Source organism: Sphingomonas metalli, assembly GCF_014641735.1.
In the GTDB taxonomy this organism is placed as follows: domain Bacteria; phylum Pseudomonadota; class Alphaproteobacteria; order Sphingomonadales; family Sphingomonadaceae; genus Sphingomonas; species Sphingomonas metalli.
The window spans coordinates 1,232,050-1,253,666 of sequence record NZ_BMIH01000001.1; the positions used below are offsets into that span (position 1 = coordinate 1,232,050).

The following is a 21,617-nucleotide window of genomic DNA, read 5'->3' on the forward strand; positions in this document are numbered from 1 at the left end:
AAGATCCTCCCCACTTGTGGGGAGGGGGACCGCGCCCGCAGGGCGTGGTGGAGGGGCGTGGCCGCGAACGCTGCGCCTGTGGCCTTCCCCCTCCACCATCGCTGCGCGATGGTCCCCCTCCCCACGAGCGGGGAGGATCTTCGGGCCCTGATCTACGACATCCGCCACATCACCCGGTTCGACTATGGCGCGCAGGTCAAGTTCGCGCGCTGCAACCTCAGGCTGAAGCCGATCGACTGGCCCGGCCAGCGGCTCGAACGGCACGAGCTGGTCGTGCGCCCCGTCGGCCGGCTCAGCCCGGCGCGGGCGGAGGCGGGGCTGGCCAACGTCACCCGGCTGGTCGTCGACGTGCCGGTGCGCGAGCTGGCGATCGAGAGCCTCGCGCGCGTCGCGGTCGACCGGCTGGTGCCGATGCCCGCCGCCGGCGACCCCAGCCTCGCCGCGATCGCCACGATGGCGCGCGACCATCCCGACCTGTCCGCGGCCGGGCCCGCCGCCTATCTCTACCCTTCCGCGCTGATCCCGCTCGACCGGGAGATCGCCGCCTGGTGCGCGCCCGATCTCGATCCGGCGCGCGGCTGTCTGGAGGCGGCGATCGCGCTCGCCTGCCGCATCCAGCGCGACTTCGCGTTCGACGGCTCGGCGACGGTGGTCGACACGCCGCCCGCCGACGCCTTCCGCCAGCGGCGCGGCGTGTGCCAGGATTTCGCCCAGATCATGATCGCGGGCCTGCGCGCGCACGGCCTGCCCGCCGCCTATGCTTCGGGCTATATCCGCACCCTCCCCCCGCCCGGCCAGCCGCGGCTGGTGGGGGCGGACGCCACCCATGCCTGGGTGCTGCTCTGGTGCGGCCCGGCGCTCGGCTGGGTGGGGGTAGACCCGACCAACGGCATTTGGATGGCCGGCGACCATATCCTGATGGCGATCGGCCGCGACTATGCCGAGATCGCGCCGGTCGACGGCGTGGTCCTGGGCTCGGGCGCGCAGGCGATGGACGTCAGCGTGGATGTGGCGCCGGTGGGGGAGTAGGGGTTCGCCAACTCCGCTTTTGCCCGATCCTGCCCCCGGCCGTTCGTGCTGAGCCTGTCGAAGCTCTGCCTCTCTTCCTCACCGCGCAGCGTGCCGCGAAGAGGAACAACAGCCCTTCGACAAGCGCAGGGCGAACGGTATCCTATGGGGCGCCCGATCAATCCTCCCCTTCCGTCACCGCATTGCCCTCGCCGCCCTTCGACCCCGAATAGTCGATCTCGGTCTGCCCGCCATGGCTCATGAAGCCGTCATTCTTCTCCGCCTTGCCCGTCTGCGGGTTGGGATAGGCGCCGCCCGCGCTCTCGCCGCCGCCCTGCTTGCCGTGCGGATCGTTGACGCCGTCGGGGGCGCCCTTGCGGCCGTCCTCGCCGGCGGCCTGTACGGGTTGCTTGTCGGTCATGCGCGGATCTCCTTCATCGGGTGTCCAACGCATGGCGCGCGATCCGCGTTGCGCTCGCGCAACGCCTGCCCCACATAGCGGGGTAACACACCAGGGGTAATCGATGGCCGATCCGTACCAGACCCTCGGCGTCGCGCGGACCGCGACCGAGGCCGATATCAAGAAGGCGTATCGCAAGCTCGCCAAGGAGCTCCATCCCGACCGCAACAAGGACAATCCCAAGGCGGCGGAGCGCTTCAGCCACGTCACCAACGCCTATGACCTCCTGTCCGACAAGGACAAGCGCGCGCGCTTCGACCGCGGCGAGATCGACGGCGACGGCAATCCCGCCTCTCCCTTCGGCTTCGGCGGCGGACGCCCCGGCGGCGGTCCGCGCCCCGGGGCGGCGGGCGGCGGCTTTCGCAGCGAGGGGTTCGAGTTCGGCGCGGGCGATGCCGAGATGGGCGACATCTTCGAGGGGCTGTTCGGCGGCGGCCGGCGCGGCGGCGGCGGCTTTTCGGGCGGCTTCGGCGGCTTCGGCCGCCAGCAGGCGGCGCCCAAGGGCGGCGACATCCAGTACAAGCTCGCCGTCCCCTTCATCGACGCCGCCACCCTCGCGCCCCAGCGGGTGACGCTGGGCGACGGCAAGTCGATCGAGCTGAAGCTGCCCGCCGGCGTCGCCACCGGCACCCAGATGCGCCTCGCCGGCAAGGGCCAGCCCGGCCCCGGCGGCGCGGGCGATGCGCTGGTGACGATCGAGGTGCAGCCGCACCGCTTCTTCACCCGCGACGGCGACGATGTGCGGGTCGACCTGCCGATCAGCCTGGCCGAGGCGGTGCTGGGCGGCAAGGTGAAGGCGCCGACCGTGGAAAGCGCGGTGATGCTGACCATTCCGGCCGGCACCTCGTCCGGCAAGACTTTGCGTCTGAAGGGGAAAGGCTTTCACAAGAGAGGCGGCGGCCGCGGCGACCAGCTGGTCACGCTGATGGTCGACGTGCCCGCCGACGATCCCGCGCTCCGGGCCTTTGTCGAGAGCTGGGATGCGGGCGCGGCGGGGAACCCGAGGGCGGCGATGGGCGTCTGATGACGCTGTGGAAGCGCTCGACTCCCTGACGCCCGAAGCGCGCGCGCGACACCCCGCCCGCGCGCGCCTCGACCGCCAGCTCGCCAAGGTCCGCCCGGGCAGCTACGCGTTCGAGGTCGTGAAGCGCGCCGCCCTGGGCGTGTTCAACGACGGGTTCACCCATGCCGGGAACCTTGCCTATCTCTCGCTGATGACGCTCTTCCCCTTCTTCATCACCGCCGCCGCGGTGCTGTCGATCCTGGGGCAGAGCGCCGAGACGGTGCATACGGTGGAGGGGTTCCTGCGGGTGCTGCCGCCCGACATCGCAGACCTTCTCGAAAAGCCGATCTCCGACGTGCTCGCCGCGCGCACCGGCAATCTCCTGTGGCTGGGCGGGCTGGTCGGCCTGTGGACGGTCGGCGGCTTCGTCGAGACGATGCGCGACATCTTCCACCGCGCCTATGGCGTGAAGGCGACCGCTCCCTTCTGGCGCTCGCGCCTGTCCTCGTCGGGGATCATCATCCTGTCGGTCGTCGTCGTGCTGCTGTCGTTCATCACGCAGGGGCTGCTGACCGCGGCGGAGCAGTTCGTCTATCGGCTGCTGCCCTTCGCGCAGGACTGGGTGGGGCTGATCGGCCTGTCGCGACTGGTGCCCGGCGCGATCATGTTCGGCGCGCTCTACATGCTCTTCTATTCGGTCACCCCGTCCAAATACCGCCACAGCGACTGCCGCAAATGGCCGGGCGCGCTGTTCACCACCGTCTGGTGGGTCAGCATGACCGCGGGACTGCCCTGGGTCCTGTCCAACCTCGGCGGCTATGATCTCACCTATGGCAGCCTGGCCGGCGTTGTGGTGATGCTGCTCTTCTTCTATCTGATCGGGCTCGGGGTCGTGTTCGGCGCGCATCTCAACGCCGCACTGGCGGAGCCGCCCGAACCGGCGCTACACGGCGTTGAGGCCGCTACGGCGTAGAAGAAGCAAGGGTCAGGGCAGCGTGAACGGATTGATGGCGGGCAAGCGGGGGCTCATCATGGGCCTCGCCAACGACAAGTCGCTGGCCTGGGGGATCGCCAAGCGATTGTCCGATGCGGGGGCGGAGCTCGCCTTCTCCTATCAGGGCGCGGCGATGGAGAAGCGGGTGCGCCCGCTCGCCGAGCAGCTCGGCGTCGCCCGGCTGTTCGACTGCGACGTCTCCGACATGGACGCGCTCGACGCGACCTTTGCGGCGCTGAAGGCGGAATGGCCGACGATCGACTTCGTCGTCCATGCGATCGGCTTTTCCGACAAGTCGCAGCTGCGCGGGCGCTATTACGACACCACGCTCGACAATTTCCTGATGACGATGAACATCTCGGCCTATTCGCTGGTCGCGGTGGCGCAGCGCGCGCGTGCGATGATGCCGAACGGCGGCGCGATCCTGACGCTGACCTATTACGGCGCCGAGAAGGTCATCCCCCACTATAACGTGATGGGCGTGGCCAAGGCCGCGCTGGAGACCAGCGTCAAATATCTCGCGGTCGATCTGGGACGGGAGAACATCCGGATCAACGCCATCTCCGCCGGGCCGATCCAGACGCTCGCAGCGCGCGGCATCGGCGACTTCAACTATATCCTCAAGTGGAACGAGCTGAACTCGCCGCTCCGCCGCACCGTGACGATCGAGGATGTCGGCGGCGCCGGCCTCTACATGCTGTCGGACCTGTCGTCGGGGGTCACCGGCGAGATCCATCATGTCGATGCCGGCTACAATGTCATCGGCATGAAGGCCGAGGACGCGCCGGACATCGCGCTGGCCTGACCCGCCGGCTCTGCCCGCCACCATGACGTCGTCCGCGATCGCCATCCATCCCGCCGGGCCGAGCCACGTCGCGGGCATCGACGCGCTGCTGCGCGGCGTCTTCCCGCGCGGCGATGAGGCGGATCTGGTCCGCCACCTGTGCATCGACGGCGACATGGTCCTGACCCTGGTCGCGGCCGAGGAAGACGGCGGCGCGGTGATCGGCATGGTCGCCTTCAGCCGCATGGCGGTGACGGTCGGCGACCGGCCGGTCCGCGCCGTCGCGCTGGCGCCGGTCGCGGTCGCGGCCGGGCAGCGGCGGCAGGGCGTAGCGGAGGCGCTGGTCCAGGCGGGACTCGACCGGCTGGAGCGGGAGGGCATCGTCCTCTGCTTCGTGCTCGGCGAGCCGGATTACTACCATCGCTTCGGCTTCCATGCCGACTATGCCCGCCACTTCGCCTCGCCCTATGCCGGCGACTATCTGATGGCGCTGCCGCTGCAGGGCGGGCTGATGCCCTGCGGCGTGCGCGGCGAGGCACGCCATGCGGAGGCGTTTTCGAGGCTGGGATAAGGGCGGCGGGGCGAAAGGCTCTCGCCCCTCGCTCTGTGGAACAGTGGCCTAATCGGTCGTCATCCCCGCGCAGGCGGGGTTCCAGACACGCGGAAGCGTGCCGCATGACGCACGAAGGTCGGAAGTTCTGGAGCCCCGCCTCCGCGAGGCCGCTGCGAAAGCCGCGACGGCAACCCATTCCTCTCGTCATCCCGGACGTGTTCCGGGATCCACCGTTCCGCAAAAGCACCAGCGTGTGCGTTTGCCGCGCCGTGGATGCCGGAACACGTCCGGCATGACGGCGTGAGTTTCGCAGAGCCCTCGTGGAGGCGGGGAGGACGAAGAGAGGGGCAGGCTCGGTACGCTCATCGCGCCTCCACCGATGAACGGCCCCTTCTCCCCGCCCCCGATCCGCGCCAGACTGCGCGATATGCTTGCCTTTCTCCTCGCCCTCCAGGCCGCGGCGCCCGCCCCCGCCGCTCCACCGATCGCCGCCGCCGCCAGCCCGGCCGCGCCCGCCACCGACTGGGGCGCGCGCGACGCGACCTACGTCATCCGCGACTTCCGCTTCCGCTCGGGCGAGACGCTGCCGGAACTGCGGCTCAACTATACCCGGCTCGGCACGCCCCACCGCAATGCGCAGGGCGAGATCGACAATGCGGTGATGATCCTCCACGGCACCGGCGGCACCGGCCGGCAGTTCCTGGCGCCGCAATTCGCCGACGCGCTGTTCGGCCCCGGCCAGCCCCTGGACCTCAAGCGCTACTGGATCATCCTTCCTGACAATATCGGCCATGGAAAGTCGTCCAAGCCCTCGGACGGGCTGCACATGCGCTTCCCCGCCTATGACTATGACGACATGGTCGAGGCACAGTACCGGCTGCTGCGCGACGGGCTGGGCATCAGGCGGATGCGGCTGGTGATGGGCACCTCGATGGGGTGCATGCACGGTTTCGTCTGGGGCGAGACGCATCCCGAATTCCTGCGCGCGCTGATGCCGCTCGCCTGCGAGCCGGTCGCGATCGCCGGGCTCAACCGCATGTGGCGCCAGCTCGCGATCGACGGGATCAAGGCCGATCCCGCCTGGGCGGCGGGCGAGTATCGCAGCCAGCCGCTCGCCGGGCTGCGCACCGCCGCCAGCCTGCTCTTCGTCGCCGGCGGGGCGCCGCTCTATTATCAGGCGCACTATCCCACCCGCGACGCCGCCGCCGCCTTCGCGCGGGAACGGGTCGCCGCCTCGATCGCGGGGATCGACGCCAACGACCTGATCTACCAGCTCGACTCCTCGCGCCATTACGATCCCTGGGCGCGACTGGAGGCGATCCGGGTGCCGACCGTCTGGATCAACTCGGCCGACGACTTCATCAATCCGCGCGGGCTCGACTTCCCGCAGCGCGCGGTCGCCCGCATGCCCGACGCCCGTTTCCGCCTGATCCCCGAGAGCATCGACACGCGCGGACACGGCACCCATACCGCCGCGCGCTTCTGGAAGGACGATCTGGTGGCGCTGCTCCGCCGTACCGAATAGCGCGGGGCATGGCCCCGGCGGGCGGCTCGGGGCATAGCGCCCGCCATGGCGCAGCGTCGCTCCTCCTCCTCCCGCCGCCGGAGCCGGCACGCGCCCGGCGCCTCCGAATGGTGGCTGCTGCTGCTCGGCACCGTGGCGTTCGTGGTGGTCGGCATCGGCCTGTTCGGCCCGCGCCGCCCCGCCGCGCTGCCGCCCGAGCGGGTCGAGCCGCTCTCCTTCGCCCAGGCCCGCGCCTCCAACGCCGCGGTGCCGATCCGCGGCGACCGCCGCCGCCCGGCGCGCCGCTATCGCTTCCGGGGCGGCCCGGCGGAGCGGGAGCAGGCGGTGGAATGCCTCGCCACCGCCGCGCTGTACGAGGTCGGCGACGATGCGGAGGGGCAGCGCGCGGTGATGCAGGTGGTGCTCAACCGCACCCGCGCGCCCGGCTTTCCGCACACCGTCTGCGGCGTCGTCTATCAGGGATCGCTGCGCACCACCGGCTGCCAGTTCTCCTTCACCTGCGACGGCTCGTTCGGGCGACGCCCGATCCATCTCGGCTGGGCCGCCGCCCGCCGCGCCGCGCGCCGCGCGCTCGCCGGCGACATCTACCCGCCGGTCGGCCGCGCCACCCATTATCATGCCGACTGGCTGGTGCCCTATTGGCGCGATTCGATGGTGAAGGTCGCGCGGCTCGGGCCGCACCTCTTCTATGTCCGCCGGCGCGAGGGGTGACGATGATGATGCTTGCCCGATCGCGTCGTCGCGGCTAGGGCGCGCTCCAGCATCAAGAGTCGGGCCGACGTCCGACGCCAACCTGCTCCCCGAGCAAGGTGGTGCCTTCCCGAAAGGGCAGGGATGTGGCCGGACCGGCAACCAAACGGGGTCTGAAGAGCCGCAGTCACGTCGACCGATGCCGGTGCCCCGCACGAGCACAAGGGACGGACATGACGACCGACGACCAGCAATTCGCCAGCGACAACTATGCCGGGATCTGCCCGGAGGCGCTGGCCGCGATGACGGCGGCGAATGCCGGCTCGGCCACCGCCTATGGCGACGATGGCTGGACCGAGCGCGCCGCCGATGCCTTTCGCCGGCTGTTCGACAGCCCGTGCGAGGTGTTCTTCGTGTTCAACGGCACCGCCGCCAATTCGCTGGCGCTCGCCTCGCTCTGCCAGAGCTATCACAGCGTGATCTGCTCCGCCTCCGCCCATGTCGAGACCGACGAATGCGGCGCGCCGGAATTCTTCTCCAACGGCTCGAAGCTGCTGGTCGCGCCCTCCGCCGACGGCAAGCTCACGCCCGCGGCGATCCGCAGCCTCGCCACCAGCCGCTCCGACATCCACTTCCCCAAGCCGCGGGTGGTCACCATCACCCAGCCGACCGAGACGGGGCAGGTCTATACGATCGAGGAGATCCGCGCGATCGCCGCGGTCTGCCGCGATCTCGGCCTCAAGCTCCACATGGACGGCGCACGCTTCGCCCAGGCCTGCGCGACGCTCGAATGCGCGCCCGCCGACATCACCTGGCGCGCGGGCGTCGACGTGCTGTGCTTCGGCGGCACCAAGAACGGCATGGCGGTCGGCGAGGCGATCGTCTTCTTCGACACCGCGCTGGCGCAGGATTTCGACTATCGCTGCAAGCAGGCCGGGCAGCTCGCCTCGAAGATGCGCTTCCTCTCCGCGCCCTGGGTCGGCCTGCTGGAGAGCGGCGCATGGCTGGACAATGCCCGCCACGCCAACGCCTGCGCCGAGCGGCTGGCGACGCGGATCGCCGACGTGCCGGGGGTGGATCTCATGTTCCCGGTCCAGGCCAATGCGGTGTTCCTCACCGCGCCCGCGCCGGTGCTCGACACGCTGCGCGCGCGTGGCTGGCGCTTCTACACCTTCATCGGCGGGGGCGCGCGCTTCATGTTCGCCTGGGACGCGCAGCCCGAGCGGGTCGACGCGCTGGCCGCCGCGATCGCCGAGGCCGCGGCGACGATACCGATCGCCGCGTGATCCGTGACCGCTATTCGGCGTCGGCCTGCCGTTCGGGGCGGGTCGCGTCGAAGGCGGGCAGCGCCAGGCACGCCGCCTCGATCGCCTCGAGCCGTCCGATGCCCGTCGGCGCCCCGAAGCGGCGGGCATTGGCCATTTGCGGGACGAGGCAGAGATCCGCCAGCGTCACCGCCGCGCCGAAGCAATAGGGCCCCGGCTGGTCCGCGATCAGCGCCGCGCAGGCGGTCAGCCCGCCCTCGATCACGTCGCGCGCCCAGCCGGTGACGGCCTCCTCCCCCAGTCCCAGGGCCCGCAGCCGCGCCAGCACCGACAGGTTCTGGACCGGGTGGACGTCGCAGGCGATCGCCATGGCGAAGCCGCGCACCCGCGCCGCGGCGAAGGGGTCGGCCGGCAGCAGCGGCGGCTCCGGCACGATCGCGTCGAGATAGTCGCAGATCGCCAGGCTCTGGGTCAGCACGCCCTGCGCCGTCTCCAGTGCCGGCACCAGACCCTGCGGGTTGATCGCCAGATAGCCGGGCGTCCGCTGCCCGCCATGACGCAGATGGTGGAAGGCATCGCGGTGGGCGATCCCCTTGAGATGCAGCGCAATCCGCACCCGCCAGCTCGCGGTCGAGCGGAAATAGCCGTGCAGGATCGGCGGCGGGGTCAGCGGATCGCCCATGCGGTCAAAGCCGCCCGTTGCGCACCGGCTCGCCGAAATCGGGGGTGCCGTCGGCCCGCCACCGGATCGGCTGGACGCGGGTATGCCGGTTGGGATCGAACAGCGGATCGCCCTGGATGTCGCGATAGTCGCGCGCATGATAGACCAGCATGTCGCGCCCGCGCGCGTCCACGGTGAAGCTGTTGTGCCCCGGCCCCCAGACATTGTTCTTCGGCGACGAGACGAACACCGGCACCGGCGACTTCTGCCACGATGCCGGGTCCATGATGTCCGCATCGGCGCGCGCGGTCAGCATCCCCATGCAATAGCGCGCATCGGTGGCGCTGGCCGAATAGGTCATGAACAGCCGCCCATGCCGCGCCAGCACCGCCGGCGCCTCGTTGACCTTGAAGCCCTGGATCTCCCAGTCGAGCGTCGGCACCGACAGGCGTGCGGGCTTCGCCGCCAGCGTCAGCGGCGTCGCCAGCAGCGCGAGATAGAGGTTGCTGTTGGTCTCGATCCCCGGCTCGCGCTGCGCCCAGGCCAGATAGCGCCGGCCGCGATGGACGAAGCTGGTCGAATCGAGGTTGAAGCTGTCCCATGGCGTCTGCAGCTGGCCCAGCACCGTCCAGCCGCCGGTCATCGGATCGCCGCCGTCGCACACGATCGCATGGGTGCGGATGCGGAACACGTCCTCGCCCCCGCCGCTCGGCCCTGCGGCGAAATAGACGATCCAGCGCCCGTCGATTCGGTGCAGCTCGGGCGCCCAGATGAAGCCGGACAGCGGCCCCTTTGCCGCGTGCCGCCACAGCACCGTCTCCGGCGCGGTCGCCAGCCCCCCGATCGAGCGCGCCCGGCGCAGCACCACCCGATCGTATTCGGGCACCGAGCCGGTGAGATAGTACCAGCCGTCGCTGTGCCGGAACACCTGCGCATCGGCGCGCTGGCGCACCAGCGGGTTGACGATCGGCACCTCGCCCCCGCCCGTCGCCGCCCGCGCCAGCCCCGGCCCCGCCGCCGCCAGCGCCACACTCCCCGACACGAACATCCGCCGCGACAGCTGATCCACCGGCATCCTCTCCCTCAATACTCCTACATCTGTGAACGCTGAGCGGAGGGAGTGCAAGCGGAGCGAACTCCCGGAACGCGCACGCGCAGACGGGGCCGTCGCTGTCCCAACGGGACGGGGCGGGTGCCGGCGATTGATCGGAGATGGCGGAGCTGTCAGTCTAACGCGAACCGCTCTCCACCTGATGCACGTGGGCCTTCGAGGCTGACAGCCTAGCTGGCGAGCACTTGCCACTCCGCCAAGGCGGCGGAGCGGCGTTCGCGGTAGGTCTGGCGATCAACGAGGTGGCGTTCGAGGTTGAAGTGGTTGGAGAGGCTGGCGTGGACGGAAGCGAACTTCTGGAGCGTCTTCATCCGCCGGAACCTCAGCATCGCGCGCTCCCGTCGTCGGAACGGCAGATGGCTGTTCTCCACCCGGTTGTTTGCCCAGCGACCTACCTCCTGGCGTTCACGACAGCCCAGTTCCGTCAAGGCGGCGGCGTAGCTGCGCAAGCCGTCAGTGGTGATCGCCTCGGGCGACCCGTGGCGCTTGAGCGCCTTCTTCATGAACGTGAGCGCTGCGGCTTTGTCCCTGCTGCGGGTCACATAGCTCTCCAGCACCTCGCCTTCCTGATCAACAGCTCGCCACAGGTAGACCATCTCGCCGTTCAGCTTCACGTACATCTCGTCCAGGTGCCAGCGCCAGTGGCGGAAGCCACGCATGCGGCTGACCCGTGTACGCCGAATGTCGCCCGCGAACATGGGACCGAATCTGTTCCACCAGAACCGCACCGTCTCGTGACAGACATCGATCCCCGCTCGAATAGCAGGTCCTCCACGTTGCGGAGGCTGAGCGGAAACCGCACGTACATCAGCACCACCAGCCGGATCACCTCAGGTGACGAGTTGAACCGGCGGAACGGCGATGGCGGCAGGGCGCGTGATCGGCGGGGCATGCCGACCCGCTATCACCCCCTGCCGCCACCCTGCCACGTTGGTCTGACAGCTCCAGCAGGTCCGTTCAGTGGTCTGAGGAAATCTTCGGTGTCGACAGCGGCTCGATCCGGACCTCGACCCGGCGGAGCGAGGCTGTGGCAAGGCCGTCGAAAGCGGGATCAGTGGACGGAGTGGATCGGTGCGTGAGGCTCTCGCGGATCAAACCGGCGGGGATGCCTCGCATGATAAGCGAGCGCGTGACAAGCTTAGTTCGCTCCTTCGCCAAGCTTGACGGTTCTACCAGCAGTTGTCCGGACACACGGTCGTGGTCGGTGGCGGCAAAACCCGTGACAGTGATCCGCGCGGGCTGCACGTCAAGCGCGTAGTTGATCGCCTGATCCAGATAGAAGTCGGATAGCTGGTACGTTATAAAGCTGCTGCCGAAGTCGAACGGCACCGTAATCGTCCGAGCGGCAAAGGGTTTGGAAGGCGGAGTTCGCGTTTCGTAAAGGGGGCGTACGTTTCGCTGAGGCAGCGCAAAGCGGCGCCCCGCATATCCGTCGGCGGCGAGCATGAAGCGGGTGCAGGGCTGATCCAAGACCGAGACGCGCACTGGGTCCAAGACCGTTCCGCCACATGGATTGCCTGCGTCCTTTGCCGCGGCACGACCCTCGACAAGGATAGCGCGGTTCCAGTCGGGCTTGGTCGGCGCGCTCGTCACGTCGTAGCGTCCCCCGCTGGCGGGATCGTCCGCCAGCCAGCAGCCGGATTTCCGGCCCGCATCGGTGTCACGATAGACGGGGCACGCGATGAAACGCACCTCTGGGGCGGGAGCCGCCGCCTGTTGCGCAGCCACTAGGATCAGGAGCAGCGCCGACTTCATAGCGCGCTCATCAGGTTGACCAGATCCTGCTTCTCCTGCTCGCTATAGCCGATGTGATAGCGCCGGTCGTAGAAGTCGACGACGCCGCGCAGGTCACGGGCGCTGCCGTTGGAAAAATATGGTGCCCGCGCCGCAAGCCCCCGCATTGATTGCAGCGTGATCCGGCCGACGTCGGCGCACCGCCCGGTCGTCAGCGCATAGCCGGGATCATGGGTCAGGATCACCCGGCCATAATGCGGATGCGGTTTGCCCAGGCAGGTTACGCGGAAAAGCGGCAAGTGCGGCATGGCGTCCGCGAACGGGCGGTTAGTGGTGCCCAGGTCGACCTGTCCCGGCGCCACGTCCATGCCCATTTGGCTCATATTGTGGCAGAAGACACAGCTGTTGCGCACGGGATTGCCGAAACCGATCGGCGAGTTGATGCCGGCGCTGTCGCTGATTAGAAAGGTCTTGTCGCGGAAGATGCGCGCGCCACGTGCGACGGATGCGCGGAAGGCGAGGGTTTCGGCCGATACGGATGCACGTGCCTGCGGATCGGGCTTCTCCCATTTGGCGAATTCGCTCCACACCGGTACGCCCTGGCTGCCGAGCCGGCCCGGCTTCGAGATGCGCAGCTGTTCCGGCCCCCCCTCTGCCCCGTCAGCGTCGAGCATGCCGCCTCGATCGTCGCGCTGCTGCGCCACGTAAACATGACGCTCGAAATCGAGGATCCGGGCGATATCGCCCTGATCGAGCTTGCGGGCGAAGGCGAGATGCGCCCCGGCCGCGTCACGCATCTGCCAGGTCAGGCTGGGCACTCGGCCGTCGGCCATCAGATTGCCGCTGACCGGCTTGCCCGTTTCCGGGTCAAGTGCCAGCGGCAAACCCGCCTTGGGATCGTAGGCGAAGCCCATCGCCTCAATATATTTGAAGTTGGCCACCGGGCGCGGTCGCCGGAAGACGGATATGTGCGGATCGGCCGAGTGCAGGCCCCATTTGGGGTCGAGGTTGCAGCCGCTCGGATCGCGGACCACCTCCAGCTTATAGTCCGGGCTTATCGCTTTGCCGTTCAAATCGCGAGGCGGCCAGGGCCGCGCGATGCGGATCAGTCCGTGATCGATCAGCAGCGAGTGGGAGGCGCGTGCATCCTGAGGCAGGCTGGGGCAATCCGCGCCGTCGCTGGCGGCGAACAGGGAGTCGCGGGGACCGCCCCGCTCCCATTGCCGCGCCGCCGAGGCAGCCGACAGGCTCATGCCGTCGGCTGGCTGATGGCAGGTGACACAGGCGCGGCCATTCGGCCCGATTGCGGTGAAAAAGGGATGACCCTGTGTGGCCATCGGTCCGCCGTCGAGGACGACGCGTATCACGCCGGTCGGATCGGCATAGTCGAGCCTGGTCGGGAAGACCCGCCCCTCCCCCGGCTGCCACCATCGATCGGGTGGATCGGCCGCGGTCACGCGCAATCCGACACTGCCCGCGAGCAGCGCAGTCGCGGCGACCAGCGCGCAGGCACCGGCCTTGCGCACGCGATCAGAAACTGAAGCGGACCGAGCCATAAATCTCACGGGGAGCGCCGGGAATGGCGACATACTGACCGGTCGGCGCCAGCGTCGACTTGTAGTAGGCATAGCGCGTGTCGGTCAGGTTGGTGGCGTCGACAGAGATCTCCAGACCCTCGACCCAGCTTGGCTGCCAGGCGAGGCGCGCCCCGAGCAGCGCATATTGCTTCTGATAGGATGTCGGATCCGCTGCGGTGAGGAATTGCGAGCCCTTGTAGCTGACGTCGCCGCGCACCGTGAACCGCCCGACACCGGTCGCCAGCTGATAGGCGGCGCCGCCATTGATGGACCAGTCCGGGATCTGCGGAACGCGGCTGTTCAGCGTAAAACCGCTGGTGATTGCCGCTGCGGTCAGCGTGTCAAAGCGCGCGTCGACATGGCCGACGCCGAGATTGACGGTGAGCCCGCGCGCCGGGGCTACGTTCAGCTCCGCCTCGAAGCCCTTGATATTTGATCCGCCGGCGTTGCGGGTCGTGCGGATATTGGCGTTGGTCAACGGGTCCACGCCCTGCACGGTGAGCTGAATGTCGCGATACTCGCTGTAGAAGCCGGCAACATTGAGGGTTAGGCGATCGTCGAACCAGCTAGTCTTGGCGCCCAATTCGTAGCTGGTGAGCTTTTCCGGGTCGTAGCGCGGCGTGGGCGTGGACGCGACGGTCGAGGCGCCGAAGCCGCCGGATTTGAAGCCTTTCGAGTAACTGGCATAGACCAACGCAGCCCGCGTCGGTTTCCATTCGAGACCGACCTTGGGCGTGAACGAGTCCCATTCCGCCACTGCGCGCGACAATGGCACCACGACGACGCCGTTCTGCGGACGCAGCACCGAAGTCGAGTAGGATTTCCTGTCACGGTTGATGCGGCCACCCGCGGTGAGCGACAGCGTATCGGTGAGCTTGAGGTTTTCCTGCGTGAACAAGGCGTAGCTCGTCGCCTCCAGGCCGAAGGTGGTGAAGGTGTTGCCCGCGTCGGCTGCGGTGGTCGGAAGGCCTGCCGCCCGCAGCGCCTCGAAGATCCCTTCGAACGAGCGTGTGAAGACCGATGAATTGCCCTTTTCGCGGAACGCATAGCCGCCCACCAGAAAGTTCAGGCGCCCGTCGAGCACGGTACCGCCAAGCTGCACCTCCTGGCTGATCTGGTAATCCTTCATCAGCGTGCGGCTTTGCTGAAGCGGGTAGGGAGTCTGGTCGCCATCTACCTCCACCGTCGCATCGATGTTGCGATAGGCGGTAATCGACTTCAGCGTTATCGTATCTGTGATGTCGAACGTCGCCACCGCCGAGACACCATAGATGTCGCTGTCATCCTGCTGCGGCTGGGCGGAGTAGATGCGGTAGGGATCGGAGGTGACAAAGCGGCCATCATAGATGGTCCCCGCCGGCAGGCCGAGTTGTGCGTTGAGAAAGGGCGCGGCGTATTGGTTGTAGCGGGCAATTTTGGCCACCGTCGCACCGCTCGGCACAAAGCCAATGAAATAGCCGCTAGGCGGGTTTTGGCGCTGGCGCGTATAATCCGCATTGATCTTCAGCGTCGCCCCGTCGGTTTGCCACTTGATTGCGCCGCGCAGGATCAGCCGGTTCTCGCTAGCGTAGCGCTGGCCGTCGGACAGTCGCCGGCCGAAGCCGTCGTTGCTGATATAGGATGCCGAGAATTTGGCGCCGAGGGCGCCGTCGATGATCGGAGCGTTGATCAGCGCCGCCGCGTCGGCGCGGCCATAAGCGCCGAACCGAACTTTGGCCATACCGGTCGCGGCGCCGGAGACGATCGGATCGGTCGTGATGACGTTGATCGCACCGCCGATCGTGTTGCGTCCGTAAAGGGTGCCCTGTGGGCCTTTCAGCACCTCGACCCGGGCGATATCCTCCAAGCTCAGCAAACCCCCGAGCGACCGGGCAATATACACGTCGTCGACATAGAGACCGATGCCGGGATCGGTCGGAAACTGGAAATCGCCAGTGCCGACGCCGCGGATATAGCCGGCGAACGCCGACCCGCCGCCGGCCGGCCGGTTGGTCGGATGTAGCTCGAGATTCGGAGCGAAGTTGCTGACATCGGCGAGGTTGTCGATGCCGCGAGCAGTCAGGGCCTGAGCTGAAAGTGCGGTGACCGAGACCGGCGTATCCTGCAGCCGCTGTTCGCGGCGCTGCGCCGTGACGACGATGTCGCCCAGTTGGTCGCCGTCGTTCGTCGCCGTGCCGGCGGCCGCCTGCGGGGTCGTCTGGCCGGCTGCCCGATCGATCGTCGTCGCCGGGTCGCCCGGCGCAGCCGGTGGGGGAGAGGCCGGAGCGCTGCTCGTGTCCTGCGCTGCGGCGGGAAGCGCCAACAACAGACCAAGGGCCAACCCCGTGGGAGACGTTGCCATGGTCGCTAGGTGCCGCTTCATCATCGCTCTCCCTCAAGCCGGCTCTTTGGCCGTGCAGGATAGCTATGGACCATTACATAATATTGTCAACAATTTCGCTGACACTTTGCCGTGCAGGCTTTGCGATCCGCCGCAATGGAATGACGATCAGTACACCGGCCAGAAGAAGACCGGCCAGCAGGTAGACCGGCACCAGCACGTTGCCTGTCTCGGCAATGATCCAACCGATGACGACGGGCGCGACAGCCCCGCTGAGATTGCCGAACAGGTTGATCACCGCCATCATCTGCGGATGGCGCTGGCCGAGGAGCCGCGTCGGGACCGACCAGAAGACCGACTGCGCGCCGCCAAGCCCCAGTCCGCCAATCGTCAGAAGAAGCAAAGCTTCAAGGCCGCCGCCGATCATCGCCGCAGCGCCGAAGCCGGAGGCAGCGAGCAGCATTGCAACCGTGATATGGCCGAAGCGCTCATTGGTCCGGTCCGACCGCCAAGCGACCAATATCATACCCGTCCCTATCGCCACCCAAGGCAACGCGCTCAGCACCCCAATATGGAAGGGGTCAGCTACGCCCAACGTCTTGATCGCGATCGGCAGCCAGAAGATGATGGCATTGGCGCCCGTTATGAGGACGAACCACAATGCCGCGCACCACCACAGGGCCGGGCGACGCAAGGTCGCGCTGAACGGTTCATCCTGCCCTGCGACATCCTGTTCCGACCCGACTGAACGGAAGATCCAGTCGCGTTCGTTCGCGTCCAGCCAACCCGCCGCAGCGGGCGTGTCGCTGAACCATCGGAGCGCCCATAATCCGGCCGCCACCGTCGCGAGCCCTTCCACAAGGAACATCAGCCGCCATCCCGGCAGGCCCGTGTCGATGCCCAGGAGCCAACCGGACAGCGGGCCGGAGAGGATCACCGATGTCGGCACCGCGAGCAGCGTCAGACCCACCGATCGGCTGCGATAGGCTTGGGGTAGCCATTGGCTCACGTACCAGACGACGCCGGGCGCAAAGCCGCTTTCGAATACGCCCGTGACGAACCGCAACAGGTAAAACTGCCAGGGCTGATCGATCCCCGCCATGGCGGTCGCGGCCATGCCCCAGCCGATCACGGATCCGGCGATCCACCGCCGCGGACCTATCCGCCGCAGCATCGCGGTGCTCGGCAACTGGAACAGGAGATAGCCGACGAAGAAGATGCCGACGCCCAAACCATAGCTCCGAGGGTCGAGCCCGAGTGCGGCGTTCATCTGAATCGCCGCAAAGCTGACGTTCACGCGATCGATCGAGCTCAGGACGATCAGGCCGGTCAGCACCAGAACCACGCGAGCCATGACCTTGCGGTACACGCTCTCGGCCAAGGCATCCTTTGTCATTATCGAAGCTAGTCACAGCCTCCAATTCGTGTCAACGATATTGTCGACAATGGAGTCTATCATGGCCGTACCGCAGGATTACGACCCACTCGCGCCCGAAACGTTCGACAGCCCGCACGCCACTTTTGCGGAGCTGCGCCGCTCCTGCCCGATGGCGCGCAGCGAGGCCTTCGACGGCTTCTGGATGTTGACCCGCCACGCCGATATCCGGGCCGTGCTCGACGAACCTCTCCTCTATACCACCCGCGTGCGCAACGTCGTGCCGGGCGGTTCGGCAACGGGCAGGCGACCACCGCTGCACCTCGATCCGCCCGAGCACACACCCTATCGACGCGCAATCGACCGCGCCCTGGGCGCCGCGCGGATCGAGGGAATGACCGCGATGATCAAGGGGCATGCGGACAGGCTATTGCGAGCCTATCGCCACGCCGGCGGCGGTGATCTGGTCGATCTCTATTCCAGTCCGCTTGCCGCGCTGGTCTTCGCGGACTGGTTCTTCCTTGATCCCAATCAGAGCGCCCATCTTTGGGCGACGTCTAAGGAATTCGTGAAGGCGTGGGAGCATTTCGATGCTGAAGCGGTCTCGCGGACCAGCGCCACCCTCTACGACCTCGCGCGGGATCTTGTCGCCGAGCGACGGCGACATCCCCGCTCGCCAGATCACGATCCGATCAGCTCGCTGCTCGCCGCGACCGACGCCGATAACGTCGCGCTACCGGACGAGATGCTGGTCGGCTGCGTGCGGCAGATCCTCGTTGTCGGCCTCGTGGCGCCGCCCATCTTCGTCGGCAGCGTCGCCGTCCATCTGTCGCGCGACCAGGCGTTACAGCACCGGTTGCGAGCCGAGCCCGAGTTGTTGCCTGCCGCGATTGAGGAGTTCCTGCGGCTCTACACGCCCTATCGCGGCTTCGCGCGGGCCCCGGTGCACGAAGTGATGCTGCATGGCCGCACCGTCGCAGCGAACGAGCCGATTGCACTCGCCTATGCCTCGGCCAATCGCGATGAGACGGTCTTCGAAGATCCGGACTGCTTCCGGCTCGATCGGCCGAACATCCGCCAGCATCTCGCCTTCGGCCGCGGCCCGCATCGCTGCGCTGGCATGGCGATGGCGCGGGTCGAGCTACTGGTCGCGGTTCGCGCGCTGCTCGACGGTACGACCCGTTTCGAACTCGCGGGCGACGTGCGGATGAGCGGGATGCCCGAGGTCGGGCCGATCTACGTCCCGTTGCGCGTCGTCTGACCGATCGCCAGCGACGGTCAGTCGCTTGCCGCCATCAGTCCGGACAGAGCCTCCAGCCCTTCGGCAATATGCGCCCGCATCGCAGCCTCCGCGCCGGGGCCATCTTCGCTGATGATCGCCGCCGTGACCCGCTGGTGGCTGGTATTCGCCATGCGGATCCGTTCGCTGTTGTAGAAGGAGGTGAACAGCAGCCGGTAGACCGGCACGCGCAGATATTCGAGAAAGCGACCGACATAGGCGTTGTGGCCGCCAGCGATGATCGCATGATGCCACGCATCGTTGCAGCGCGCGAACGCCATATGGTCGCCAGCCGCCGCGGCGATGTCGAGATCCCGCTGGATCGTCTGCAGCGCCGCTTTTTCCCCGGCAGTGCCCTCGACCGCGAAGTCGTGCGCCGCCATCCCCTCTAGCGCCATGCGGGCGCGATAGAGTTCGCGAATATCCGACCGCGAATGGCGGCGTACGGACGCGCCGCGAAAGGCTTCCACGACGATCAGCCCTTCGGCCTCGAGACGGCGAAAGGCATCGCGAATGCGACTGCGGCTCGCCCCGATCTCGCGCGTGATGTCCGCTTCGATCAGTCGTTGCCCCGGCGCAGCCATTCCGGTCCGGATCCGCTCGCGCAGCCAATTCTCGACATCCGCGGAAGAGGGAGAGGTCGCGGGTTGCTCCGTAGGTCGCTTAGCCATTTCCGCTGTTCTGCGGCGCCGTCCGGGCCGAAGCAAGCCGCAGTGTTGCCGCGACGCGCAACAGGTCTGCGATGTTCGTGAACGCGCGTCCGCCCGTGACATCTCAGCCCCGACGGTCGCCAGTCGGCCTTCTAACATCCAGAGGCGTTTGACGGCTTTTGCCGTCTCAAGCGCTCCAATCAATCATAGAGCATCTTGTGAGGTCCGTACGCACTTGGCGTATTACGCCAGCGCAGCCCGTTGTTGTCGACGGACGCGATGCCGCACTGATCATCCACTCGCAGCTTGCCGTGGCTCGTGAAAAGAAGGTCCGCAGCCGCTTGATCTGCCGGTTCATAAGCCGATTTAGGTCGCTCATTCGACCTCCTCGAGAAGCTAGCTTCTCACATAGCTGAGAGCTACATACGGCGAAGTATCGCTTAACACTTTAGAATTTGCACGCCTTCCCGACCCGGAGCTCTCTCGCTCCGTCCGCAACGAGGCCTTGCCAGCCATATCTCACCGCGGTCGGCGTCGACGACGAGGCGGAATCGGCGTAGATGATCGAACCCAAGCAGCATCGCCGGACTATCGGCCCAGCCGAAGGTCTCGAAGATGCTGAGATCGGCAACCTTGATCGTCGTTGCGCCCAAATTCTGGTTCGACAGGCGCATGGTCCTTACCTGCGCCGTGCGGAGCTGTGCCGCCTTGTCGTTGGCGCCGCGGATCGCGCGCAGCGGCACATCGAGCGGCGCAAGGCTGGCACGCGCGGCAAAGGCTTCGTTGGCGCGGCTCTCGCGCGCGCCCGTATCGATCACGGCCATACCGGCGGTGCCGTTCAGAACCACCGGGATCGCGAGCAGCCCTCCCGTCACCTTGGTCGCGTGGATGGGCTTGCCTAATGAGCGCCTGAGCCGGCCCGCCATGGCATGCTCGTGGAACAGCACGCGTCGGTGGGCGAAGTCGAACTCCACCAGAGAGCCGCGCATAACGTCCAGCCCGAGGACGCCGGCGATGTCGCGGCGGTCGGGTTGATCTGCCAGCTCGACGAGTTGCAGGGGTCGACTGCGGGCTCGGTCGATCGCCATGGTCTGGACCTGCCGCATCGGCAGCGTGGCAGCGCCGGTCTGACCATCCAGCCTTTCCTCTCCTGCTTCGGGAAGATGCCGACTTTCGGCGAACCATCGGTATACCGCAGAGCCCTCCGCCCCGGTGTCGATGATGAAGGCGGCGGGCCGCCCTTCATCGACCGAGACCGGCGCTACGGGATGGCCGCTGGCAGCGATCGTCAGCGGCGCGGCGCTCCCAGTTGCCGTGGCCGACAGGAGCGCCACGGCAGGCAGGACGCTCCACCGTCTGCGGTGGCGCTCCGCGGACATCAGGCCGTCACCCGATCGGCAAAGCCGCTGCGACGCCGCGCCATGGCTCCTACCATCGCGAAGCCGAGGATCATCATCGCCCAGGTCGCGGGCTCGGGCACTGCCGGAACGACCGGGCCGTCAACGGGCGCGCCCGTCGCCGTGCCGTTGATGCGTAGATTGTCGATCTGGACGCCGGCATATTGGATCGCGTGATCCGACGTGAAGCGAAAGCCGAACAGTTGATCGCGCTCGAGCGCCGCCAGGCTAAAGGCGTAGGAGCCGGTACCCAGTCCGTAGCCTTGGACGATCTGGCCGAACGTGTTGAAGACGAGGGTTCCCGCCGCGTCGTAATGACCGGTGAACCAGGTGACGTAGTCGTATGAGCGTTCGGTATATTCGGTCAGATCGAAGCTGAAGCTGACATCGCTGTAGTTCTGCAGGCCGAGGTCCGCGACGTACAGGCTGCGCTCGTTGGGCGAGTAGGTCGCACTATGGCCCAGATAGCCGGAATGGACGCCCCAGCTTCCGGTGACGTTGGAGCTGACGCTTTCCTTGCTGCCGAGCCCGGCGGAGAAGTCCTGCGTGAAGATAGTCGACGCGCTTGCCGGCGAGGCCATTGCAGCCAGGCAGGATGCGGCGAGCAGAAGCGTGGTACGAAGCATGATAGATCCCTCTGTTCGTTGGACGCACGTCATCCCACCCGGACGAGCGTCGTGTCTTGGATGAGCCGCAATCGGGTGGATGCGGCGGTGGTGATGACTGGGGCTAGCCGGCGATGCGCTGCGTTCGGGCGCTCAGCAGGCCCTGGAACGCGGCATAGGTCGAACCATAGGCAGGCAGCGCCTTCATCCGCTGCAACCAAGCGGCCATCGACGGCCAAGCGCCGATATCGAAGGCGACCAGCTCTGCCAGGGTGACATAGGAGAAGGTCAGGAAGTCCGCGATCGTAAGCGCCTCGCCGACGACGAAACCCCCACGGGTGCGATCGTCGAGCGCCGAGAGCATCTGCCGCACCGGGGTTTCCGCGACGCTCCGCATCTCCGCGACGGTCGCGGGCGACAAGCCCGCCGGCACGCCGAAAGCGGTCGGATAGACCGAAAAGATGTCGAGCCAGATGCGCACATCGGTGCTTGCGAAGCTCACCGCTTCATCGACACGCGCTCGGGCCCGGGTGTCAACGGCGGAGCAAAATCCGGCCACGGTGGCGGTGTAAAAGTAGGCCAGCGGTCGAGGCGTGATGACGACATGGAAAGGGCCCCGATCGGGG

19 protein-coding genes, 2 pseudogenes and 1 riboswitch are annotated in these 21,617 nt (G+C 67.4%); of the genes and pseudogenes, 9 read left to right on the forward strand and 12 right to left on the reverse strand.

The features are described 5' to 3' along the window. Window positions 1-147: 147 nt before the first annotated feature. Window positions 148-1,029: a transglutaminase family protein gene (locus IEX18_RS06040; RefSeq protein ID WP_188657879.1), complete on the forward strand. Its 882-nt coding sequence runs from the start codon at window positions 148-150 to the stop codon at window positions 1,027-1,029. A 157-nt stretch (window positions 1,030-1,186) separates the two neighbouring features. Here IEX18_RS06040 and IEX18_RS06045 read toward each other — a convergent pair whose 3' ends face one another. Next, window positions 1,187-1,429 (reverse strand): hypothetical protein, encoded by a 243-nt coding sequence (locus IEX18_RS06045; protein WP_188657738.1) that lies wholly within the window; start codon window positions 1,427-1,429, stop codon window positions 1,187-1,189. A 103-nt stretch (window positions 1,430-1,532) separates the two neighbouring features. Here IEX18_RS06045 and IEX18_RS06050 point away from each other — a divergent pair, with 103 nt between their 5' ends. The 7 genes from IEX18_RS06050 (at window position 1,533) to IEX18_RS06080 (ending at window position 8,303) form a co-directional block, all read left to right on the forward strand. Then, window positions 1,533-2,492, forward strand: a complete 960-nt coding sequence (locus IEX18_RS06050) for a DnaJ C-terminal domain-containing protein (RefSeq protein WP_188657739.1) — start codon at window positions 1,533-1,535, stop codon at window positions 2,490-2,492. A 7-nt stretch (window positions 2,493-2,499) separates the two neighbouring features. Continuing rightward, window positions 2,500-3,444 (forward strand): YihY/virulence factor BrkB family protein, encoded by a 945-nt coding sequence (locus tag IEX18_RS06055; protein WP_229664390.1) that lies wholly within the window; start codon window positions 2,500-2,502, stop codon window positions 3,442-3,444. A gap of 34 nt (window positions 3,445-3,478) precedes the next feature. Further along, window positions 3,479-4,270: an enoyl-ACP reductase FabI gene (gene fabI, locus IEX18_RS06060; RefSeq protein ID WP_188657880.1), complete on the forward strand. Its 792-nt coding sequence runs from the start codon at window positions 3,479-3,481 to the stop codon at window positions 4,268-4,270. A gap of 22 nt (window positions 4,271-4,292) precedes the next feature. Then, the gene (locus tag IEX18_RS06065; protein WP_188657741.1) at window positions 4,293-4,820 is read left to right on the forward strand and encodes a GNAT family N-acetyltransferase; all 528 of its coding nucleotides are present in this window, start codon (window positions 4,293-4,295) and stop codon (window positions 4,818-4,820) included. A gap of 409 nt (window positions 4,821-5,229) precedes the next feature. After that, entirely contained in the window at window positions 5,230-6,327 is a 1,098-nt protein-coding gene (locus IEX18_RS06070; RefSeq protein ID WP_188657742.1) for an alpha/beta fold hydrolase, read from the forward strand. A gap of 45 nt (window positions 6,328-6,372) precedes the next feature. Next, window positions 6,373-7,038: a cell wall hydrolase gene (locus IEX18_RS06075; protein WP_188657743.1), complete on the forward strand. Its 666-nt coding sequence runs from the start codon at window positions 6,373-6,375 to the stop codon at window positions 7,036-7,038. Window positions 7,039-7,082: 44 nt separating this feature from the next. After that, window positions 7,083-7,193, forward strand: a riboswitch (SAM-I-IV-variant riboswitch). Between the two features lie 57 nt (window positions 7,194-7,250). Then, window positions 7,251-8,303: a threonine aldolase family protein gene (locus IEX18_RS06080; RefSeq protein WP_188657744.1), complete on the forward strand. Its 1,053-nt coding sequence runs from the start codon at window positions 7,251-7,253 to the stop codon at window positions 8,301-8,303. 10 nt (window positions 8,304-8,313) lie between these two features. Here IEX18_RS06080 and maiA read toward each other — a convergent pair whose 3' ends face one another. From maiA to IEX18_RS06115, 7 genes and pseudogenes are all read right to left on the reverse strand, one after another. Then, on the reverse strand, window positions 8,314-8,964 hold the full coding sequence (maiA, locus tag IEX18_RS06085; protein ID WP_188657745.1) for a maleylacetoacetate isomerase: 651 nt from the start codon (window positions 8,962-8,964) through the stop codon (window positions 8,314-8,316). Between the two features lie 7 nt (window positions 8,965-8,971). Next, window positions 8,972-10,018: pseudogene (locus IEX18_RS06090) on the reverse strand (glycoside hydrolase family 43 protein); the annotation flags it as partial. 206 nt (window positions 10,019-10,224) lie between these two features. Then, window positions 10,225-10,925, reverse strand: a pseudogene (locus tag IEX18_RS06095) (IS6 family transposase). Between the two features lie 86 nt (window positions 10,926-11,011). Continuing rightward, window positions 11,012-11,809 carry an OmpA family protein gene (locus IEX18_RS06100; RefSeq protein ID WP_188657747.1) on the reverse strand — a complete coding sequence of 266 codons (798 nt, stop codon included), beginning with the start codon at window positions 11,807-11,809 and terminating at the stop codon, window positions 11,012-11,014. Beyond that, window positions 11,806-13,314: a hypothetical protein gene (locus IEX18_RS06105; protein ID WP_229664391.1), complete on the reverse strand. Its 1,509-nt coding sequence runs from the start codon at window positions 13,312-13,314 to the stop codon at window positions 11,806-11,808. Before IEX18_RS06105 ends, IEX18_RS06100 begins: the two co-directional genes overlap by 4 nt. A gap of 4 nt (window positions 13,315-13,318) precedes the next feature. Further along, window positions 13,319-15,730 (reverse strand): TonB-dependent receptor, encoded by a 2,412-nt coding sequence (locus IEX18_RS06110; protein ID WP_188657748.1) that lies wholly within the window; start codon window positions 15,728-15,730, stop codon window positions 13,319-13,321. 49 nt (window positions 15,731-15,779) lie between these two features. Further along, window positions 15,780-17,081: an MFS transporter gene (locus IEX18_RS06115; protein ID WP_229664392.1), complete on the reverse strand. Its 1,302-nt coding sequence runs from the start codon at window positions 17,079-17,081 to the stop codon at window positions 15,780-15,782. Between the two features lie 61 nt (window positions 17,082-17,142). Between IEX18_RS06115 and IEX18_RS06120 the strand changes: the two genes are divergently transcribed. Continuing rightward, window positions 17,143-18,321: a cytochrome P450 gene (locus tag IEX18_RS06120; RefSeq protein ID WP_229664393.1), complete on the forward strand. Its 1,179-nt coding sequence runs from the start codon at window positions 17,143-17,145 to the stop codon at window positions 18,319-18,321. 17 nt (window positions 18,322-18,338) lie between these two features. On the opposite strand, the gene IEX18_RS06125 is transcribed toward IEX18_RS06120, so the two are convergent. The 4 genes from IEX18_RS06125 to IEX18_RS06140 all read right to left on the reverse strand — a co-directional run. After that, entirely contained in the window at window positions 18,339-19,148 is an 810-nt protein-coding gene (locus tag IEX18_RS06125) for a GntR family transcriptional regulator (protein WP_308419325.1), read from the reverse strand. 281 nt (window positions 19,149-19,429) lie between these two features. After that, entirely contained in the window at window positions 19,430-20,323 is an 894-nt protein-coding gene (locus IEX18_RS06130; protein ID WP_188657752.1) for an aspartyl protease family protein, read from the reverse strand. Window positions 20,324-20,367: 44 nt separating this feature from the next. Continuing rightward, the gene (locus tag IEX18_RS06135; protein WP_229664394.1) at window positions 20,368-21,012 is read right to left on the reverse strand and encodes a PEPxxWA-CTERM sorting domain-containing protein; all 645 of its coding nucleotides are present in this window, start codon (window positions 21,010-21,012) and stop codon (window positions 20,368-20,370) included. A 103-nt stretch (window positions 21,013-21,115) separates the two neighbouring features. Then, the coding region (locus tag IEX18_RS06140) for a glutathione S-transferase family protein (RefSeq protein ID WP_229664395.1) at window positions 21,116-21,617 on the reverse strand (502 nt) is incomplete at its 5' end.